We start from the raw sequence: 18434 nt of genomic DNA, 5'->3' as shown, positions 1-18434 counted from the left end.
GATTCCTGCAGATAGAGTTTGGTGAGCGCCTCCGTGGCACTCCCAGCCCTGAATCTTGGTGACATTGTCTATGTGGAGCCAGCTGCGACGGTGGAACTATAGCGGCAGAACTGGGCTTGTTGCCGCTTTACGTTCAATCTTTGCCGTAGACATGATCGGCTATGCGCGCCATGCATGGTTGATGACTAGACGGCATTTTTTTAGCGCCTTAGGCTGTGCCTACTATGGAGGTAATTACTAGGTAGGGTGCGCTTCAAGCGCCTGAGCTAGCGCAACCGTCCTCCCGGAATTCTTCCGCGAAGATCAGCAAAGACAAAGGGTGAGACTCACGTGACTGACCGCAGTGCATCGGCTGAGTATTCAAACGACACTAGTCCGCTGGCAGCCTCGGGCCTCCTGGCCAAGCTCGGGGCAACCATTCCGCTGGTTTCTGCACCTATGGCAGGCGGTCCGAGCACCCCTGCTCTTGTCTTGGCCGCCGCCGAAGCGGGAGGATTGGGCATGCTGGCTGGTGGATATAAATCGCCCAAACAGCTCGCTGAACAGATCACCGAGGTAAGTACTGGAATTTCCACCATCGGAGCCAACCTTTTCGGCGTAAATCTCTTCGCACCGAACCCGGTGCCAATCGACAAAGATGCCTTTGTTGAATACACCGAGGCCCTGCGTGAGCTAGCAGCAACCTACGACCTGTCCCTGAACGAGGTCGAAGCCCTAGAGGACGACGATGAGTGGGCGGAAAAAGTGGACATGCTGGTCAGTGATCCCGTGCCAGTGGTCAGCTTTACCTTTGGGCTTCCCCCTGCCGAGGCTGTTCGCCGGCTGCAGAAAGCCGGATCATTGGTATTTCAGACTGTCACCAAGCCGGACGAAGCACAGCAGGCCGCAGACCTAGGTGTCGACGGGTTAGTAGTTCAGTCGTACAAAGCGGGCGGTCACTCAGGAACCTTAACGCCGGGCACGCCGATCGAGCAGATACCATTGGCGCAGTTGCTTGACCGCGTCCGTTCCCGGACCACACTTCCTATGTGGGCAGCAGGCGGAATCTCAACGCCCAACGCAGTGCGCGAGGCGCTCGCGCACGGAGCAGAAGCCGCTGTTCTTGGAAGCGTGCTACTGCGTAGCGATGAGAGCGGAGCCTCAAAACCTTATAAGGCGGCGCTGGCGGATCCTCGTCGCACTGAGACGGTTTTGACTACAGCCTTCTCGGGTCGTCCGGCGAGGGCTTTGCGTAATGATTTCGTGGACCAGTTCCATGGTGCTGCACCCAGTGGCTACCCAGCCATTCACCATCTGACCAGTCCTATCCGTAAAGCGGCAGCGGCCGCTAATGATTCGGAAAACATCAATATCTGGGCCGGCACAGGCTATCGCGACGCCACCGAAGAGCCGACAGTAGTAATCATGCGCCGGCTCGCAGCAGTGCGCTGACTCGGGCTAAGTCGCCCGGCGGCTGGAACCGGTGGTCAAGATCCGCTTCATGCACCCCCAGTCGGATCCAAAAATCCTAGTTGCGACGCCCAATGGCGGGCAAGTGAACCTTCGTGCTGCGATGGAATCTGAACGCAGCGGTGGTTCAGTCGCAGGATCCACTTGGTAGGCATACAAAGGATCTGGACCGAAAAATAGTGCCCGGTGAAGGCTCATCGAGATCTGTGCTGGTGTGAGCCTCAATCAGCTCGCTGTAGGTGTCGAATCGTTAGCTTGTAGTTAGCATGTAATGGAACAAACGTTCTATGATTTGAGTATGGCAGATTATTTTTCGAAAGTTTTGTTCTGACATTAAGCGCGTTATTGAATGATCAACGCTGAGATGGGATCAGATGAACTTCAACGGAAGCGATAACAACGTTTACCAACACACTGACCATGTGTCTCTCGTGGACGTTAATAATTTTTATGTCTCTTGCGAACGCGCCTTTGACTATTCATTGCGCAATCGTCCCGTGGTGGTGCTCTCTAATAACGACGGCTGCGTAGTTGCCCGTTCCCAAGAAGCCAAAGATCTGGGAATTGCTACCGGAGAACCATTCTTCAAGATTCAGCGTTTGATGGAGAGCCATAACCTAGCCGTGCGCTCCAGCAACTACGAACTCTATGGCGACATGTCCGCTCGCGTGATGGAACTACTGGGACGTTTTGGAACTTGGCACGAGGTGTATTCCATCGATGAATCGTTCATCGGGTTGGAAGGAAACCTAGAGCAGGTGCGTAAAACCGCAGCACACATCCGCACGGCTATCGATAAGACCATTGGGGTCCCGGTCTGCGTTGGTGTTTCCTCCACCAAAACATTGGCAAAGCTCTCCAACCACATTGCAAAACACAATGCAGGGCTCAACGGGGTCTGCGTCCAAGGCCTCATGGATCAGCAGGTTTTAGAAAACATTCTCACCCGGGTGCCCGTCACTGATGTCTGGGGAGTTGGACGTAAATCTGGTGCCAAGTTGGCGTCCATGGGCATAGAGACAATCGCGGATCTCAAGGCGGCTGACCCGTTGTTAATCCGCAAGAAGTTTTCAGTGGTTTTGCAGCGTACGGTTTTTGAACTTAATGGTCAGCGCTGCATTGGCCCGATTGAAGAGCGAGCCGACCGCGGACAAGTTATGTTCACTCGATCTTTCTCTTCCCCAGTACGCACCCGTGAAGCGATGGAAGAAGTTATGTCCATCTATGCGCAGAAGGCCGCGAGCAGGCTGGCCCGCGAAGGACGCTACGCCACCTTACTCACCGTCACTGCAGGCACCAGCCGCTTTGCTCAAGGTGAGGCTTCATTCCCGAGCGCGCAAGTGCGCCTACCGCGGCCAACCAGAGATCCGATTCTGCTTAGCAAGCTGGCTATCGCGGCCATGGGTGATCTTATGCAGCCGGGGACGGACTACGTGCGTGGAGGAGTGATCCTCTCTGGCCTCAGCGATTCACCGGGTGAAAAACAACTTGATCTTTTTGACATGGGTGATGAGCACGATGAGACAGAACAGAAAAATGTCTCCTCGGTAGTCCAAGATATTTCAGCTCGATTTGGCGCGAAATCCATTGGTCTAGGCCCTGCGGGCTTGGCGCAAAGCCCTACCTGGACAATGAAACGTGAACATATCTCTCAGCGCTACACCACCGAATGGGATGAACTACTAGAAGTTCGTGCCTGAACCGTCCAGAGCGGAATTCTGGCTGAAGACATTCGGTATCCTTGCAGATCACGGTGAGAGGATGAAGTTATGACCCCTCACGTCAGACAGCTCATGTCGCTGGGAATGCTTGCCATGCTCATGCTGACCAGTTGCAGTTCGCCAAGTTCCGAGACCAGTACGCAGAGCTCTCCAAAAGCCAGCTCTTCAAGTAACAATGGATCTGCACCATCAGCAACGTCCTCTGAGGACAGCACCCAAAGTAGCTCCGCCGCTGCCCAAACACCGCAGGCGCCTACGTCTCGTGAACAGGCCGAGGAACTTGTTGATCAACTGTCCGTTGAGCAACAAACGGCCAGCCTGGTGATGGCTGGAGTCCCTGCCACGGGTGCCAGTAGCACTGAACTGAAAGCCATGGAGAAACAGGGCATCACCAATGTTTTCTTGCGCGGACGTTCGCAACTCTCGGTGAAAAAAACAGCGGCGCGAACCGCTATCATCACCAAGCGCCTGAAATCCAATGTCCCCGATGATTTACCGGTGTGGGTGGCCACCGATCAAGAAGGTGGATTTGTTCGGGTCCTGCAGGGGACAGGTTTTACCAATCTGCCGGCCGCCGCGCAGCAAGGCCAATGGTCCTCGGGCAAACAGGCCACGAACATCAAAAAAGTCGGCGCGGAGCTTGCTGAGGCTGGCATCAATGTAAACCTCGCACCGGTCGCCGATGTGGTTCCAGCCAAAGTTGGCACCAGCAACGCACCGATCGGTTATTTCGGGCGACAGTATGGCAATACTGCCGGCGAAGTTTCTCAAGCCATCGGCACAGTGAACGACGCGTTGAATGACGCCGGAGTGCAGCCGGTAGTTAAGCACTTCCCAGGACTGGGCAGGGTGGCCAAAAATACCGATACCTCCAGTGGTGTCACGGACACCGAGATCGGTGCAGACGCCACCGATCTTGAACCCTTTAAGCAGGCGATTAGCCAGGGTAACTCGTGGGTCATGATCTCCAACGCCCGCTACACAAAAAATGATGCGCAGAACGAAGCGCCGTTTTCAAAGAAGGTCATCACCGGTCTGCTGCGCCAAAAACTGGGTTATCAGGGTGTGGTGATTTCCGATGATCTGTGCGAAGCCAAACAAGTGGCGCAGGTAGCGGTCGGTCAGCGCGCAGTGAAGTTTGTAGCCGCCGGCGGCACCGTGCCACTGTGCGTCAAATCTAGCCCGGCGATCACCATGGCTAAAGCGTTAGCCAAAGAAGCTAACGAGGAAAAGAAGTTCGCCGACCAAGTTCGTGAAGCGGCAGTGCTGATTCTGGAAGCTAAATTAGACCAAGCTGGCTAGCTGAGAAAAACCGTGGCATTAAAAAGGTCCGGGGCACTTTCCTACTCGCTAGGAAAGTGCCCCGGACCCGGTCTAGGGAAAACTGAAGACTAGTTGCTCTTCGGCTTTCCGGTGTTACCGGAAACGATATCCAGTACCTGGGCACGCTTGGTATCAGCGTTGTGCAGGTGCAGCAGCAGTGCCTTGGAAGCCTTGGCGCTGTCGGCTACGGTGACCGGAATCGTGTTGCCCTTTAGGTCGGTAAGCAGTGAACCTTCTGCACCAAAATCAACCTGTGGGGTTGCCACGTTGAAGTTGATCCAGTCGGTCTGATCTACCGGAACCATGGAGCCACCGTCATCGGTGTTGTACCAGGTGTAGCCAAGGACACGGTAGGAGATATCTGCAGCATCTTCATCCAGGCCAAGGGCCGAGAGGGAGACTGGCAGGATTGCCGTATTGGTGTCAAAGGTGTTGGCATCAACATCGCCAAGCACACCGTTCACTGGCTGAAGATCAACCTGTTCGCCGGTCGCCAGATCGAAGGTTGCTGCCAGATCCAGATCAATCTCGTCCATCACGGTGGTGAAGGTGACAAAGTCTGCCTTGCCATCGCTATTGGTATCAATCTCAACGTCCAGCTCGGTGCCACCGGCTAGGTGAGCCCAGTTCTCCCAAGTGGAAATACCGATGTTCAACTGACCATCGGCCACACCGGTACGAGGTGCAGTGCTTGATGCACCGACGTACTGCAGGTCCATGGAACGTGCTGCAGGAATGGCATCCAGCGAAGCGTCGCCGCGATCGCTGGAAGCACCAAGTTCAAAGGCACCAAGCAACGAGGTAACCTCGGTAGCGCCTTCACCAGCGGTGATGTCCTTGCCCTTGAGCTTCAGCGAGGTGGTGTTAGAACCCTTCTTCAGCTTCTTGACCGACCCGGACATATCCGAGGTCAGCTTTGGAGCAGCCTGTACAGGAACACGCAAGGTTGGAGCGTCACTGCTGGTCAGCTCAACGCGACCGGTAGTGTCGGCAATCCACGTGCGAGCCAAACCGGACTGAGTGGTTTCCATCGTTGGATCGATGGTCTTAGTCCACTGCTGCGGATCAACCTTCAAGGTCACCGTCAACTCGGCGGTGCCGCCAGCTGGGACAGTAACGCTGTTTTGATCCAAGGTGTAGCTTGCGCCCGGGATCTGGGTTGCAGCTACGTAGTCAGCCTTGTAGGTCTGAGCCTTGTCGCTGGTGTTCTTCACGGTGATCTTGCGCTGTGCGGAGTAGCCCTTCTTACCGTCAAGCTCAATCACGCCAAAGACCACGCTGGTCAGATCCGGTGCTTCAGAATCGTAGGCAAATGCTGGAGTATCCAATGCAGCATCGGCCATCACTCGGCCAGCACCCACACGGTTTGGTCCATAAGCTTCGCCATTGGCTGCCTTGATATCGGTGGCAGCGGTATTCATGATGACGCTCTTAGCCTGGTACGGGGTGTAGTCGCTGTCCTGAAGAACCAGAGCTGCGATACCTGCAACCAGTGGGGTAGCCATCGAGGTGCCCGACATGACTGCGGTACCTGTGCCGGTTCCGACGCCTACCGAGCTAATCTGCGTACCTGGGGCTGCTACGTCTGGCTTCACCACACCGTTGGTGCCGTGTACGCCACGCGATGATGAGGAGTTCAGCGTGTCACCTGCTCCTGATTCGCTGGAGGAGGCTCCAACAAAATCAGGGGACAGGGTAACCTTCAACGTTCCGGCTTCAGCAGCTGGACGCAATTTTTCGGACTGATCCAAAGTGAACTGAGCACCTGGGATCGTAGCGTTACCGGCAATGCCAGCGTCGAAGAGGTTAGCCTCGGAATCCAAGAGCACTCCGGTGGCACCGGCGGCTTCAGCGTTGTTGAAGCGAGCGCCGGATCCACAAGGGAATTCGCCGTTCTCGCTCCACTTGAGCCAAACCCACTTGCCTTCCAGAGAACCTGCTTCGAATGGCTCGCAACCAAATTCATTGCCAGCCGGGGCCATAACTACATCGCCCGAGAGCGCAGCAGCATCAGCCTTGGTGTAGTTGAAGTTTGCGGAGTACTGTCCGGAGGCCGAACCGGCAACATCACTTGGTCCATCAATCTGGATTTTATCCAGGGTGACGTGTGAGCCTACCGAGTTGGCTACGGTCAGTGAGGATCGCGAGTTACCTGGCGAACCGCCGACGTCGGTGACATCTCCTGCGTTACCCGAGGCTACTACCGAGAGGATGCCGGCCTTGGTCAGGGCATCAACAATGTCGTTTTCCGGATCCTCGGTAGGTGAGTGATCTGAACCCAAAGACATGTTCACTACCTGGGCGCGGTCGGAGAAATCGCCGTCACCGTTGGGATCCAGAACGTAATCCAGTGCCTGGCCCACTACCGATGAGGAGCCGGAACAGCCAAAGACGCGAATGCCGATGAGCTGTGCTTCCGGAGCGGAGCCGGGGCCAACTTTCATCTCTGATAGGGCCTTGGCATCAAGGTCCGAGTATTTTCCGGTGAAGGTGGAACCATCTGCGTTTACGCCGTAGCCTGCGGTGGTGCCCGCAACGTGGGAACCGTGGCCGGCTGCTTCACAGTCCAATGGGTTGGGGTCTGGGTGCGGAATCGGCTGGTAGGTGTCATCGGCATCGTTAGCGTTGTAGTCATCGCCAACAAGGTCCCAGCCACCAATGAACTTATCGCCGTCGCGCAGTTTTGATTCTGCAGAAGGAAGTTCCGTTGATGCTTGGGCTTGCTTATAGGCTTCCAAGGTACCTGGCCCACCGAAGCTTGCGTGGGTGTAATCAACGCCGGTATCCAGTACAGCTACCTTGACGCCTTTACCGGTCTTGTCCAAGGACTTCCAAGATTCCAAGGCCCCGGTATCAACGACCGACGAGCGGTTGGAAGGCTTCTTTGGAACGATGGAACTGATTTTTGCTACGTCACTACGTTCAGCGAGCTTTCGCAGATTATCCGCGTCACCGGTCAGCGCCACACCCTGCAATGCATTGTGGGTGGTGTAGATGATTGAAGACTTGGACTCGGCGGCGAGCTGCTTGCCCTTGGCCTTAACGTCCTTGTCCATCTTCTTTACCTTGGCAGCATCTTTTTTCTTGCCTGATTTTTTGACGGTTTCAAATGCTCCGTCGCCCTCAAATTGGACAAAGACGGATACCTTGCCGCTGGCCTTAGCTAGTGGCCCTGAAACCTTCAGTTTTGATAGCGCCTGGGTGTCGCTAATTGGTAGCGAGAAAGCTTGTTCGCCATCTGCTGGTTGGGGGATACCTGCTGCACTTGCCGGTCCTGACAAGGTGACAGCCATTGCAAGTGCAGTGGCTGACCCCAAGATCAGACGCGGCACTCGTTGCGTGCGCCGAGTGACCATGATTCTCCTAGCTGGGCTGGATAGCGGTAGTGCTCCCGTCATGGGCGGGCGAAAATGGCAAAGCGGTGCGAGCTTTGATGATCGTCCGAGGCCCACGTCCGCTAGTACGAGGGCCTATAGCTAGGAATCCTAGGTGACCCACAGCATATATCAAGGGGTTGTTGAATAATTTTCTGTAAACGGTATCGTGCGTGGCTTGGCGGTTTCACAATAAAATCCGCGCACCACCGCGACAAACCCGCCCAGCGTTAGCGACCGAGCGCGTCGATTTTTTAGAAAAAATAGACGCATTGTTACTCAGCAGTTGGCTAATGCTAGGCGGGTTTGTTGTTGGTCCATCGAGGTGAACCTAGATGCTATGAGCCGTGGTTAGAGGCGGTTCAAGAAGCTATGAACTCGCTCGTCGAGTAGCTCGATGCGTTCGGCAACAACCACCATTGGATCCGGGTAGATCGGATTTTTTGGAGGTGGAATGCGCACATTGCGTGAGCATTCGAAGTTCAGGCAAATCAAGGTGCCCAAGGTGTCACCGTCACGTCCGGCCTGTCCAGCTTTGCGTGTGGTCCACATGCCCACGGCAACAGGAATGTTGACGTCTCGGCACATCTCGCACATGGTGACGTTGGTCGGCTTGCGCTCGCCACTTGCTGGGCGCAACAAGATGCCACGGGTGTTTCCTGAACTATCGGTGTGGAACAGGTAACCGCGCTGCTGCAACTTGGAATCTCGCCAACCCAAGTACTCCATGGAATCCCAGTCCAGGGTGGCGAAGTTCTCTGGAAGCGTCAGTCGCTTTGCTTCTTGGCGGGTGGCGTTAACGAAAGATGAGCGAATGATTTTTTCGGTCAATGGCTGCATGATAATCCTCAAATTATCCGCGCACAGAAAAAGGGCGCACGGAAGTTTTAGTCAAAAAAGGGAGACTGAGGTCTGCAACGTAAAAAAGATGCGGGTGCGCCAATCAAAGCCCGCAGGCCTAAACCTTTGGCGGGAGACTTTCTAGCTAACCCCGTTCGACGCGCAGACGAACGGGTGGAGCGTCAAAGTGGCTTGCATAGCCGACCGCCCTTTCCCGTGACCTATTCACGCATCGAAATAAATGTTCTAAAGCAACCGTAGCAAGAGTGATCGAAACTTGCCAATGAGCGTGATCACGCTTAAACGTGGTGCCGGTCGCATTCAATAATGAATGCGACCGGCACCATGGTGAATCAGGTTTTGACCCCGGGCTTAGCGGCGTCCACCCTGCCACAAGGCATCAAATGGGGTGTTTCCCGAAACGCGGTTGCGAATGCCCTCGGTAACAAAGGCCTTAGCCGTGCGGGCAGCTTCCAGCGCGGTAGCGCCCTTGGCGAGCTCCGCGGTCACGGCTGCTGCCAGTGAGCAACCAGCACCTGAAACGGCGACTTCGCCGATCTTCTTTTCGCGAAGAATTTCTAGGGTTGTGCCGTCGTAGAAGACATCAATAGCGTCTTCGCCAGCGATGCGTACCCCACCCTTGGCCAATACTGCAGCGCCGGAGATTTCGTGAATCTTCTTGGTTGCTTCGACCAGATCTTCTTCGGTGCTGATCTTCAGTCCGGAAAGCTGTTCTGCTTCAAAGTGGTTTGGGGTCACGAAGGTAGCTAATGGCAGCAGTTCGGCCTTCAACGCTTCGTCGGTATCCAGTGCGTGGCCAGGTTCCTGACCCTTGCAGATCAAAACTGGGTCCAGCAAAACGTTGTCCCACTTCTGGGACTTCAATGCGGTGGCCACGGTGTTGATGGTTGCTGGTGAACCCATCATGCCGAGCTTGACGGTGCTCAACTTGTCTTCGTAGCAAGTTTGGATTGCTTCGAGCTGATCTGCAATGACCTGCTGATCGACTGGCACAAAGCGGTGGTTCCACGAATCCTTAGGATCAAAGGAGACAATGCAAGTCAGGGCAACGATGCCGTAGGTTCCCAGTTCCTGGAAAGTCTTCAAATCGGCCTGAGCACCTGCACCGCCGGTGGCTTCGGAACCTGCGATAGTCAAGGTTATGGCTGGAGCAACAATGTTTGTATTAGTCATAGTCTCAATTGAATGTAGTACGGATTTCGAACGGTTAGTTGTGCTGCCAGAAAGTCAGCGTGGTCGCTTTGGACCAACCTTCAGGCAAGCTAGCAGCATGCTCTTGCGTAGCTACCATCAGTAGCCAAGGCAGTCCATGGCTGAAAGCGGATCCGGCCAAGTTGGCCAGTACCGCGCGGCGGGCGACATCTGGATCATCGGGAGAGAACAAGTCCGGGTCGCTGAGCAGACCGTACGTTGCACCAAAGTGCATTCGTCCGCGGGCGACCGGGCGGTCAAAGTCGGTCACCTCGACAACATCATAGTTTTCCATGGGAGCTTCAAAAAGCCCTGAGGTGTCCGCCAGCTTGACGACTTGTTCTACATCTTCTGGCTTACCAGCTAGCAAGTGCATGGTTGCACTTTGCTCCCAGCCCTCGCCCTGTAACTTTGCGACGGTGCTGTCATTAGCTGGGCCCAAGAAGATCAAACGCTGTGCATCGGACGGGGCGGTCCATGAATCATCAGGCCAGTAACGAAGGATCTCTACGTCGTCGCCGTTTTGATTCACTGAACGAATTTCCTGCTGGTTAGGGAAAGACGCAATACGATCACGCAATAATGCGTAGCCGCTGGTCCAACCTGGTAGTGCTCGCGCAGTTCCGCTCATAGTGCTGCGTTCTCCTTTTGAATCGCTAGGGGTCACCTATCGGCATCACTGACTTTACGCCTAAAAACTGGGCAATACTCAACTGTGTTTCTAGGATTTCTCTGTCAGCGAGGACAGCCGATATCTAGGAAGCTTTAGACCGCTTTAGCGCCGAGCTCACCGAATGATCCGTTTCCATCTTGCCAGCGGTTTTCGGATCAATGAGAGACAGAATGTCTTCAAAGAGGGAACGGACTACGGGCAGACGGCAAAGCACTGCAAATTTAGCGACCACAGGTGCCAAATTTTTGATCAGCGTATGTGAACGTCGTTGCTCAGGGGACTGGTCAAAGGCCCACGCGGTGAACACCTGCCGCGCAACAAGTAGCAAGAACCGGGGGAGATCTCGGCGGATACCTAGGGGAGGCAAAGGCCGAGCGCCACCAACAGCCTGTTCCCACATCATCAGTTCAATTTTGGTTACTTCTTCATTGGCATGCTCGCCAGAAAGCAAAAGCTTCAAAAACGCCGGCCCGAACTCATGATAGGGAGCCAAGGATTGCACGCCAGCTTCCAGCACGATGCGAATGTTGGTTTCTAAGGTATTGCCCTCATCGAGCCCGTCTTGGCACAACCGCAATTGCTCATTGCGTAGGTTCAGCAGCAGCTGCGCGACGATGTCTTCTTTGGACTCGAAGTAGTAGTACGCATGTGAAAGCGCTACCCCAGCATTGGCAGCGATGACCCGCATGCTTGATGCGCGGTATCCCTCAATGGCAAAACAGTCCAAGGCAGTCGCCAAAAGTTTGGCCTGCGTCTGTCGACCTTTTTCAGTGCGCGGTTGGATGCTCTTGAGCCTTTCGAACGGAAGCTAATGGAGTTGATTCTAGCATTTATTGAACGCGTTCAAAAAACTAAAACTTTCATGCGGATGCAAGCGAGGGCAATCACTAGGGGAGTAGATTCCTCGATTTACTGTTTCGAAGAATGCCAGATGAGATGCGGAATTTTGAGATCTAATGGTTCGAAAACTAAGTTGCACGTTCAAGCGTTCCTAAGTCGAGGGCCGTCAGCATGGGATACTTGCTAGGTAAGTGCTAATACAGCGGAACCGCGCGCTGGCATGAAACTCCACCCATTCCTTTGAGGTACGAGCATGCCTTCGCGACGAAGTTCTGGCGAACCACTTTTGACAAGGACAACTACATGGGCGCGAACAACGCCGAAAACAACCTGACCAAAGCCAATAAAGCGGTCTTTGCTTCAGCGGGGTCACCATACTTTTCCACGGTGCTCACCCTGATGGGTGCCATCGTGATCCTCTCAAACATCGGTGCATCCAAAGGCGTAAGCTTTGGCCCAATCATCACCGACGGAGGATTCTTTCTCTTTCCGTTGGCCTACATTCTCGGCGACGTTATTTCCGAGGTATACGGGCTAAAGGCTGCACGGCGGTCAATTATTCTCACCTTCGCACTCGCCATCTTTGCGGTGTTCTCCTTCTGGATCATGATCCAACTACCATCCGCCGAGTTCTACGACGGTCAAGAAGCACTCGAACGCACGCTGGGCCCAATCTGGCAGATCGTTCTCGCTTCGGCCTGCGGCTTCTTGGTTGGACAGTTTGCTAACTCGTGGGTGCTGGTCAAACTCAAGGAACGTACCGGGGAGCGTGGGCTCATTGGACGACTAATTGGTTCCAGCGGCGTCGGCGAATTCCTCGATACCCTGATTTTCTGCTCTGTCGCCGCACCGGTCATTGGCATTACCGATGCGCCGAACTTCATCAACTACGTAGTGGTCGGTTTTGTCTATAAGACAGCTGTCGAAATCATTCTTGTACCGATGACTTCGCTGGTCATCAAATGGTTCAAGCAACGCGAACCAGGCTACATCCAAGCCGTAAACGCTAAGTAGTGAACAAAGGGCATCATCCGCGAGGACGATGCCCTTTGTGGTTGTAGCGGGATAACGTTACAAGCATGCAGACAGGTCAGAGCACCAAGATTGTCTTGGAAGCACGCGAGCTGATTATTGGCTACCAACAACGCGTCATTTGTGGTCCGCTAGATCTGCAGGTTTCCGCAGGCGACGGGGTGGGAATCATTGGAGCCAACGGTAGTGGCAAATCTACGTTGGTGCGCACCATCCTTGGACACCTATCGCCGGTGCAAGGCACTGTCGAATTTCTAGGTCTGCCCGTGAACGAGGACTCGCTAGCCTTCCGCCAGCATGTCGCTGTCCAGATCACCGATGGAGCGTTTTTTGAAGAACTCACCGTTGCTGAACACCTTGAATTGGTGGCTCGCGGCCACAATCTGAACTCTTGGAAACAAAGCGTCAGTGAAGAGCTGGAGTTTTTTGAGCTACAACAAGTGGCCGGGCTACTGCCCAGCGAGCTCTCCTCCGGCCAGCGTCGCAAGGTGCTGTTGGCGGCGACACTCATTCGGCCTGCACAGCTGATGATCCTTGATGAACCGGAGCAACGTTTAGATCTGCGTATCCGGCAGAAACTCTATGATCGATTGGCCGTACTCAGAGGTTCCGGGACGACACTTCTAGTAGTGACCCACGATCCGCAGATGCTGCGTCACTGTTTGAACCACGCCTTCTTGCTGAACGAAGATCAAGGTGAAGCCCTTCACTCCGAGGCCGGAGCGCAGTGGCTTGAACGCTAGAGAAAAACTTCTGCAGGAAAACAAATTTGATCCGCAGCAGTTGCTCAACCGCGCAAAGCGACGGCGCAACTTTTCAGAACGCTTTGATCACTTCTCTGATGTCTATGTATGGGTGCTGGCCGCGGTTGTTGCTTTGGCATATCTTTTCAGCGCGATCTTTGGCCTCATCTTTGCTCTTCTTGGGCAGACGGTAGCTCACGTACAGACACCGTGGACGGTATGGAGTTTGCAAGAGCTGTCGCCGGTACTGCTCATACTCAGCGCCATCTGCGTTCTACGGCTGTTTTTATACCTAGGGCCTGTAGGCGTGAATGCTGCCAAGGCGGACTGGTGGCTGCCGTTACCAATTAGCACCAGGCCCATTCTCGGCCGATCGATTCGAAGCGCACTACTGTCTGGATTGCTGACCAGCAGTTTTGTAGGGGTGCTTTGGCTGATTGTCATGTTTGGTTTGGTCGGTGCTTATGAACCGCTGGTAGCCCTTTACGCACTGATTAGTTTTGCATTATCCGGAGTGCTCTTGACCAGCCTTGCGGTTGTGTTGCAAAGCTACGGGCTGCAACCACGTGCACAACGCTGGCTGGGACGCTGCATCGTGGCCGCCATAGTTGTCCTTGCAGCATTCTGGTTCTTGCTTCAGGTGAAGATTCCGTGGGCAATAAGTGTCTTCGAAGGTGCGTCGAGCTCTGTGCTCCGGTTATCTGCATGGGCTCCTGCCGCAATCGGTTTGCTGTGCTTGAGTGTGCTCAGTACTTGGTGGGCATGGAAACGCAGCCCAAGGATCGGGGCGCGCGACATGCGCGTAGCCGGCGAGCATCAACGCTTGGCCTTGGGCTCTGCGATGCAAGCAGATACCAGAGGCGCCGTGGAGCCATCTTCGGCTTCAATTGGTCGCAGGCGACGTCGTGGGAACAAGCTTGCTTCCCGACTGCCGGTGGCCTGGCGCATTCTGGTGTTGCGTTTACTGCGAGGCGGGCGCTGGCATGCAACGCTGGGGTATCTGGTGATGGTCATGGCACTGGTTGCGACTGTTGAACAGGTGGCCAACCCGCTGAGCGCTCTGCTGTTTTACCTCGTGCTGTGTTTGTTGCTGACGATAAACGTAGCTGGAACTATTTCGCCTTTGATCTCGCAGCCGCAACTGACACAACACCTGGGACAATCTGCGGTTAAGCTACAACGAACAGCGGTACTTTTTGCAGTTTTCTATTGCGTGATCGCGTTGACCACGCTCACTGGGGGACTGGCATTGCTGGGCGTCGTTCAGCTGAGCAATTTCTGGTTGTGGGGTGCAGCAGTGATCGTCGGCTCCCTTGGCGGGGCAGCAGCCAGCCTAGGTCATGCGCAACGTAAAGAACGCGACTGGGAGAGCCTGTTAGGTGGCTCCACCAGCGATACAACAGTGGTCATGGTTCTGATGAATGAAGCGTCCACCTTAATTCCAGCGGTGGCCACTTACGCGCCGCTCTTTGCTTTAGTGCTCAGTCCTGAAACCGGAATTGGTTGGCCGCTGTGGGGAATTTCCGTGCTATTTGCTCTCCGGGCCCTACGACCATTTCTCGGACGGGCGTACGCAGGTTTACGCGGATAGGATCAGAAGATGAGCGTAGAAATTTCAATTCATAAGCCGGAAGACCTCAGCACTGAGCAGCTGTATGCGTTGCTCAAACTGCGTACGCACGTTTTTATTGTTGAGCAGCGTTCTTCTTACCCGGATTTGGATGGTCTGGACCTCGTTCAAGGAACCCTGCACCTGGGCGCATGGGAGGACGGCGACTTATTGTGCACCGTACGAATTCTTGATATTCACGGTGAAAACCCGCATATCGGCCGTGTTGCTACGAAGGCGGAAGCACGGGGTCGAGGACTGGCCGGAACGCTGATGAAGCAAGCTGTTTTTATGTGCCGCCCGGACGTTCAGATTCATCTCGGCGCTCAAACCCAGTTGGAAGACTGGTATGGAAAATTCGGATTTGAACGATGTGGCGAAGACTTTGATGATGACGGAATCATGCACTTGCCGATGATTAGACGAGCGGCGACTGCCTCAGCCTAGAACATGACAAAGGGTGCTCATTTCCCGCCTGACGGCGGAAAATGAGCACCCTTTTTAATTGTTATCCGACTACTATGCCACCGGCTGACCCTGGGGATCCGGCTTGCCAGCGTAGTAGCTAGCCAAGACCTTATCCTTGAGATTAAAGAAGGTGCCATCTTCCAACGCCTGGCGGGCAGATTCAACCAAACTAACGGTGAAGTGCTCGTTGTGGATGGAAATCAGCGTGTGGCTGAGTAGTTCCTTGCCCTTGAATAGGTGGTGAATGTAGGCGCGGGTGAAGTTCTGGCAGGTGTAGCAATCGCAGTCTTCAACCAGTGGGGTGAAATCACGCTTGTAGCGGGCACCGGAAAGATTGAAGCGGCCCCACGGGGTGTAAAACGCCGAGTTGCGCGCCACACGAGTTGGCGAAACGCAGTCAAAGGTATCTGCACCGTTTTCAATGGCAGTAAAGATGTCATCCGGCTCGGAGATCCCCAGCAGGTGGCGAGGCTTGTTTTCGGGAAGTTCCTCGGCGCACCAACCTACGATGGTTCCAAGGTTTTCCTTTTCCAAGGCTCCACCAATACCAAAACCATCAAAGGCCATGGCTCCAAGATCCTGGCAGGCCTTGCGACGAAGGTCTTCATACTGTGCACCCTGGATGACGCCGAAGAGTGCCTGATATTCCTTGCCCGCACGGTTATCAGTTAGTGAGAAGTGCTCGGCGATGCAGCGCTCAGCCCAGCGACGGGTGCGCTCCAAGGACTCAATCTGGTAGCCGCGCGAATTCTGCAAAGTGGTCAGCTCATCAAAAGCGAACATGATGTCCGCTCCAATCTGGTGCTGAACATTCATGGAAATCTCTGGAGAGAAACGGTGCTTGGTGCCATCAAGATGGGACTTAAACCAGACACCCTCCTCATCAACGTTAGCCAAGCGTTCTTTGCCTGGTGCTACCGCGTCATCCGGACCTGACTGGTCAACGGACTTCATATCGATGACCTTCTTGAACCCTGAGCCCAAGGACATAACCTGGAATCCACCGGAGTCGGTGAAGGTAGGGCCGTCCCAGCCCATGAACTGACCTAGTCCGCCAGCTTCATCCAAGATGTCCGCACCGGGCTGCAAGTAGAGGTGGTAAGCATTAGACAAAACTGCTTGAGCGCCAAGCTCTTTAACCTGAGCGGGAGTCACCGCCTTGACGGTAGCTTTAGTACCCACCGCAATGAACGCAGGAGTTTTGATTTCGCCGTGTGGCGTGCGGATCACGCCGGTGCGACCCAACATTGGGGAGCCGTCGGGTGCAGTGAGTCGGGTTCCGACTTCAAAGCCAAATTCTTCTTGGCGGGCATGCGGGGAGCTGGGGTCAAAGTTCTTTTCGGGCACGTACCAAGTGTGCCGTATTAACGCGCCGGTGAGGAAAACGACAATGTCAAAGTGCCCACAAACCTAGCCCCTCACATGGCAATGAGCGAATAATGGGTGGTATGTGTTGTGTCCAACACGACGGAAGGAAACTGTGGGTCTGGAGAAACTGAAGGAATCAACAAAGTCGCTGGTAACGCTGGGACCGGCCCGCAAGGACCACTGGATTGGGTTGCGTACAGGCCTAGGCATCTTCGCTCCGCTGATCACGCTCTTTGCCATTGACCGAATGGATCTAGTGGTGTTCGCGGTCTTTGGTGCTTTCACCGGAGTCTACGGACGAGTTGATGGTTACTGGAACCGATTGCGCATGCAGGTTCGTTCAGGTCTTCTCTTTTTTGCCGTCATCGCCTTGGCACTAGCGGCCTCGTATTGGTGGGTTGACCACCAGAACCCAGAGGTCATGAAGTGGCAGATCGTCGGAGCCACAACACTCATTGCTGGGCTGTGTTCGGTGCTGGTCGGGTTTATGCGCCTGCGCCCGGGCGGATCCCTATTCCATATCTTCGCTTTTGCGGCCATCGCTTCGATTCCCCACGCGGCCCCCATGGGCGAGGCATTGTTAGTAGCGGGACTGACCATCGTGCTGGCGTTAGTAATCGGCGCCTCTGGGGCCATAGGTCAGTGGGCTAGTTTATGGAAACGTACCAAGCTTCCACCGCTGTCCGATAACGTGCGTAAAGCCATCTGGTGGGAGGGGCTGTTCCATGTACTCTCCGCTGGTGTGGCCGGAATTCTTGCCAACACTCTGGGCAGTGAGCTTTCTGCCGGACACAACTATTGGGCCATGGTTGCCGCTGTAGTTCCTCTGGTCGGGCATACGACTAGACTGCGAATCCGTCGCGGGGTGCACCGTGTATTGGGAACGCTGGTGGGCATGATCCTGATGGCGCTACTGATCTGGTCGAATCCGCAGATGTGGATCTTGCTCGCCTTTATCGCCGTGTGCCAGTTCTTGGCCGAGATGCTGGTCATGCGTAACTATTTCATGGCGCAGATCTTTATCACGCCCATGGCGTTGGTCGGCGTCTCGCTGGGCACCGGGCTCAGCAGCTCGGTGATGTATGACCGCGTGGTTGAAACACTGATCGGTTGTGCCGTGGGCATGCTCGGCGTGCTCTTGGGAAGTTGGCTCGGCTCGGTACTCAAACGCAAGCAGGGTCTCGTTCCCAAGAGCGAAAGCTGAACTTAGATATTGATACCCACGTGGGCCAACGCCTGACGCAAGATATTTTCGCGGCCACCGGCAAACGCGCCTTGAATATCTGAGCTCAGGGCTTCGGCCGGGGTCAGCCAGGTCAGTTCCAGAGCATCTTGGCGTGGAGTGGATTCACCGCGCACCGGAACGATGTAGCACATAGAAACTGCGTGCTGACGGTCGTCGGTTAATCCGGTTTCACTTGGTGCCGGGAAGTATTCGGCCACGGTGAAAGGAACCGGCGAGGCCGGAAGCTGTGGCAGCACCATGGTGCCCAGGTCCTTCTCGATGTGGCGAATCAGCGCGGCACGAATGGTCTCGCGGTACATCACACGACCAGAAACGAAGGTCCGCAGCATACGACCGTCATCGTCACCGGTGAGCAGAAGACCCACTTCATTCACATAACCCAGCGGGTCAAGGCGAACCGGGATCGCTTCAACATAAAGCATCGGTAGGCGCTGACGCGCTTCGTAAAGATCTTCTTCAGAAAGCCATCCGGGATACGGATCTGGGGTACGCACGTTCATGCTTCTATCTTCGTACACAAACCCCGCTCCATGGGT

General features: G+C 54.9%; 15 protein-coding genes. 8 read left to right on the top strand and 7 right to left on the bottom strand.

From position 1 onward, the window contains the following. Positions 1-330 precede the first annotated feature (330 nt). From EYR88_RS14610 to EYR88_RS14600, 3 genes are all read left to right on the top strand, one after another. Positions 331-1431, top strand: coding sequence for a nitronate monooxygenase (locus tag EYR88_RS14610; protein ID WP_242632607.1), 1101 nt, complete (start codon positions 331-333; stop codon positions 1429-1431). A 392-nt stretch (positions 1432-1823) separates the two neighbouring features. Further along, positions 1824-3149: a Y-family DNA polymerase gene (locus EYR88_RS14605; RefSeq protein ID WP_131090500.1), complete on the top strand. Its 1326-nt coding sequence runs from the start codon at positions 1824-1826 to the stop codon at positions 3147-3149. Between the two features lie 69 nt (positions 3150-3218). Further along, the gene (locus EYR88_RS14600; RefSeq protein ID WP_131090499.1) at positions 3219-4472 is read left to right on the top strand and encodes a glycoside hydrolase family 3 N-terminal domain-containing protein; all 1254 of its coding nucleotides are present in this window, start codon (positions 3219-3221) and stop codon (positions 4470-4472) included. An 89-nt stretch (positions 4473-4561) separates the two neighbouring features. Here the strand turns inward: EYR88_RS14600 and EYR88_RS14595 are convergent, their stop codons facing one another. The 5 genes from EYR88_RS14595 to EYR88_RS14575 form a co-directional block, all read right to left on the bottom strand. After that, complete coding sequence (locus tag EYR88_RS14595; protein WP_131090498.1) at positions 4562-7849, bottom strand: S8 family serine peptidase; 3288 nt, start codon at positions 7847-7849, stop codon at positions 4562-4564. A gap of 369 nt (positions 7850-8218) precedes the next feature. Continuing rightward, the gene (locus EYR88_RS14590; protein ID WP_131090497.1) at positions 8219-8707 is read right to left on the bottom strand and encodes an FBP domain-containing protein; all 489 of its coding nucleotides are present in this window, start codon (positions 8705-8707) and stop codon (positions 8219-8221) included. A 372-nt stretch (positions 8708-9079) separates the two neighbouring features. Continuing rightward, a complete protein-coding gene (locus EYR88_RS14585) occupies positions 9080-9901 on the bottom strand; it encodes a hydroxymethylpyrimidine/phosphomethylpyrimidine kinase (protein WP_131090496.1) in 822 nt (273 codons plus the stop codon). Positions 9902-9935: 34 nt separating this feature from the next. Continuing rightward, positions 9936-10550: a hypothetical protein gene (locus EYR88_RS14580; protein WP_131090495.1), complete on the bottom strand. Its 615-nt coding sequence runs from the start codon at positions 10548-10550 to the stop codon at positions 9936-9938. A 124-nt stretch (positions 10551-10674) separates the two neighbouring features. Then, positions 10675-11331 carry a TetR/AcrR family transcriptional regulator gene (locus EYR88_RS14575; RefSeq protein ID WP_165477392.1) on the bottom strand — a complete coding sequence of 219 codons (657 nt, stop codon included), beginning with the start codon at positions 11329-11331 and terminating at the stop codon, positions 10675-10677. Between the two features lie 404 nt (positions 11332-11735). Here EYR88_RS14575 and EYR88_RS14570 point away from each other — a divergent pair, with 404 nt between their 5' ends. From EYR88_RS14570 to EYR88_RS14555, 4 genes are all read left to right on the top strand, one after another. Beyond that, on the top strand, positions 11736-12446 hold the full coding sequence (locus EYR88_RS14570) for a queuosine precursor transporter (protein ID WP_131090493.1): 711 nt from the start codon (positions 11736-11738) through the stop codon (positions 12444-12446). Between the two features lie 65 nt (positions 12447-12511). Then, positions 12512-13207: an ABC transporter ATP-binding protein gene (locus tag EYR88_RS14565; protein ID WP_131090492.1), complete on the top strand. Its 696-nt coding sequence runs from the start codon at positions 12512-12514 to the stop codon at positions 13205-13207. Beyond that, positions 13197-14798: a DUF6297 family protein gene (locus EYR88_RS14560; RefSeq protein WP_131090491.1), complete on the top strand. Its 1602-nt coding sequence runs from the start codon at positions 13197-13199 to the stop codon at positions 14796-14798. The genes EYR88_RS14565 and EYR88_RS14560 overlap by 11 nt, the downstream gene beginning before the upstream one ends. Positions 14799-14807: 9 nt before the next feature. Next, positions 14808-15263, top strand: coding sequence for a GNAT family N-acetyltransferase (locus tag EYR88_RS14555; protein WP_131090490.1), 456 nt, complete (start codon positions 14808-14810; stop codon positions 15261-15263). Between the two features lie 72 nt (positions 15264-15335). On the opposite strand, the gene tgt is transcribed toward EYR88_RS14555, so the two are convergent. Continuing rightward, the gene (gene tgt / locus EYR88_RS14550) at positions 15336-16631 is read right to left on the bottom strand and encodes a tRNA guanosine(34) transglycosylase Tgt (RefSeq protein ID WP_131090489.1); all 1296 of its coding nucleotides are present in this window, start codon (positions 16629-16631) and stop codon (positions 15336-15338) included. A gap of 133 nt (positions 16632-16764) precedes the next feature. Between tgt and EYR88_RS14545 the strand changes: the two genes are divergently transcribed. After that, positions 16765-17856 carry an FUSC family protein gene (locus EYR88_RS14545; protein ID WP_131090488.1) on the top strand — a complete coding sequence of 364 codons (1092 nt, stop codon included), beginning with the start codon at positions 16765-16767 and terminating at the stop codon, positions 17854-17856. A 2-nt stretch (positions 17857-17858) separates the two neighbouring features. On the opposite strand, the gene EYR88_RS14540 is transcribed toward EYR88_RS14545, so the two are convergent. Next, on the bottom strand, positions 17859-18398 hold the full coding sequence (locus tag EYR88_RS14540) for an NUDIX hydrolase family protein (protein WP_131090487.1): 540 nt from the start codon (positions 18396-18398) through the stop codon (positions 17859-17861). Between the last annotated feature and the right edge of the window lie 36 nt (positions 18399-18434).

It is taken from the genome of Arthrobacter sp. S41 (genome assembly GCF_004320535.1).
In the GTDB taxonomy this organism is placed as follows: domain Bacteria; phylum Actinomycetota; class Actinomycetes; order Actinomycetales; family Micrococcaceae; genus Glutamicibacter.
Note: the sequence above shows the minus strand (reverse complement) of the source record. Positions and strands in the feature narration are given on the sequence as shown.

Coding starts and splice junctions, on each gene's coding strand:
- EYR88_RS14590 (WP_131090497.1), bottom strand. CDS start 8,707: ATGCAGCCATTGACCGAAAAAATCATTCGCTCATCTTTCGTTAACGCC.
- EYR88_RS14555 (WP_131090490.1), top strand. CDS start 14,808: ATGAGCGTAGAAATTTCAATTCATAAGCCGGAAGACCTCAGCACTGAG.
- EYR88_RS14580 (WP_131090495.1), bottom strand. CDS start 10,550: ATGAGCGGAACTGCGCGAGCACTACCAGGTTGGACCAGCGGCTACGCA.
- EYR88_RS14605 (WP_131090500.1), top strand. CDS start 1,824: ATGAACTTCAACGGAAGCGATAACAACGTTTACCAACACACTGACCAT.
- EYR88_RS14585 (WP_131090496.1), bottom strand. CDS start 9,901: ATGACTAATACAAACATTGTTGCTCCAGCCATAACCTTGACTATCGCA.
- EYR88_RS14595 (WP_131090498.1), bottom strand. CDS start 7,849: ATGGTCACTCGGCGCACGCAACGAGTGCCGCGTCTGATCTTGGGGTCA.
- EYR88_RS14565 (WP_131090492.1), top strand. CDS start 12,512: ATGCAGACAGGTCAGAGCACCAAGATTGTCTTGGAAGCACGCGAGCTG.
- EYR88_RS14570 (WP_131090493.1), top strand. CDS start 11,736: ATGGGCGCGAACAACGCCGAAAACAACCTGACCAAAGCCAATAAAGCG.
- EYR88_RS14600 (WP_131090499.1), top strand. CDS start 3,219: ATGACCCCTCACGTCAGACAGCTCATGTCGCTGGGAATGCTTGCCATG.
- EYR88_RS14540 (WP_131090487.1), bottom strand. CDS start 18,398: ATGAACGTGCGTACCCCAGATCCGTATCCCGGATGGCTTTCTGAAGAA.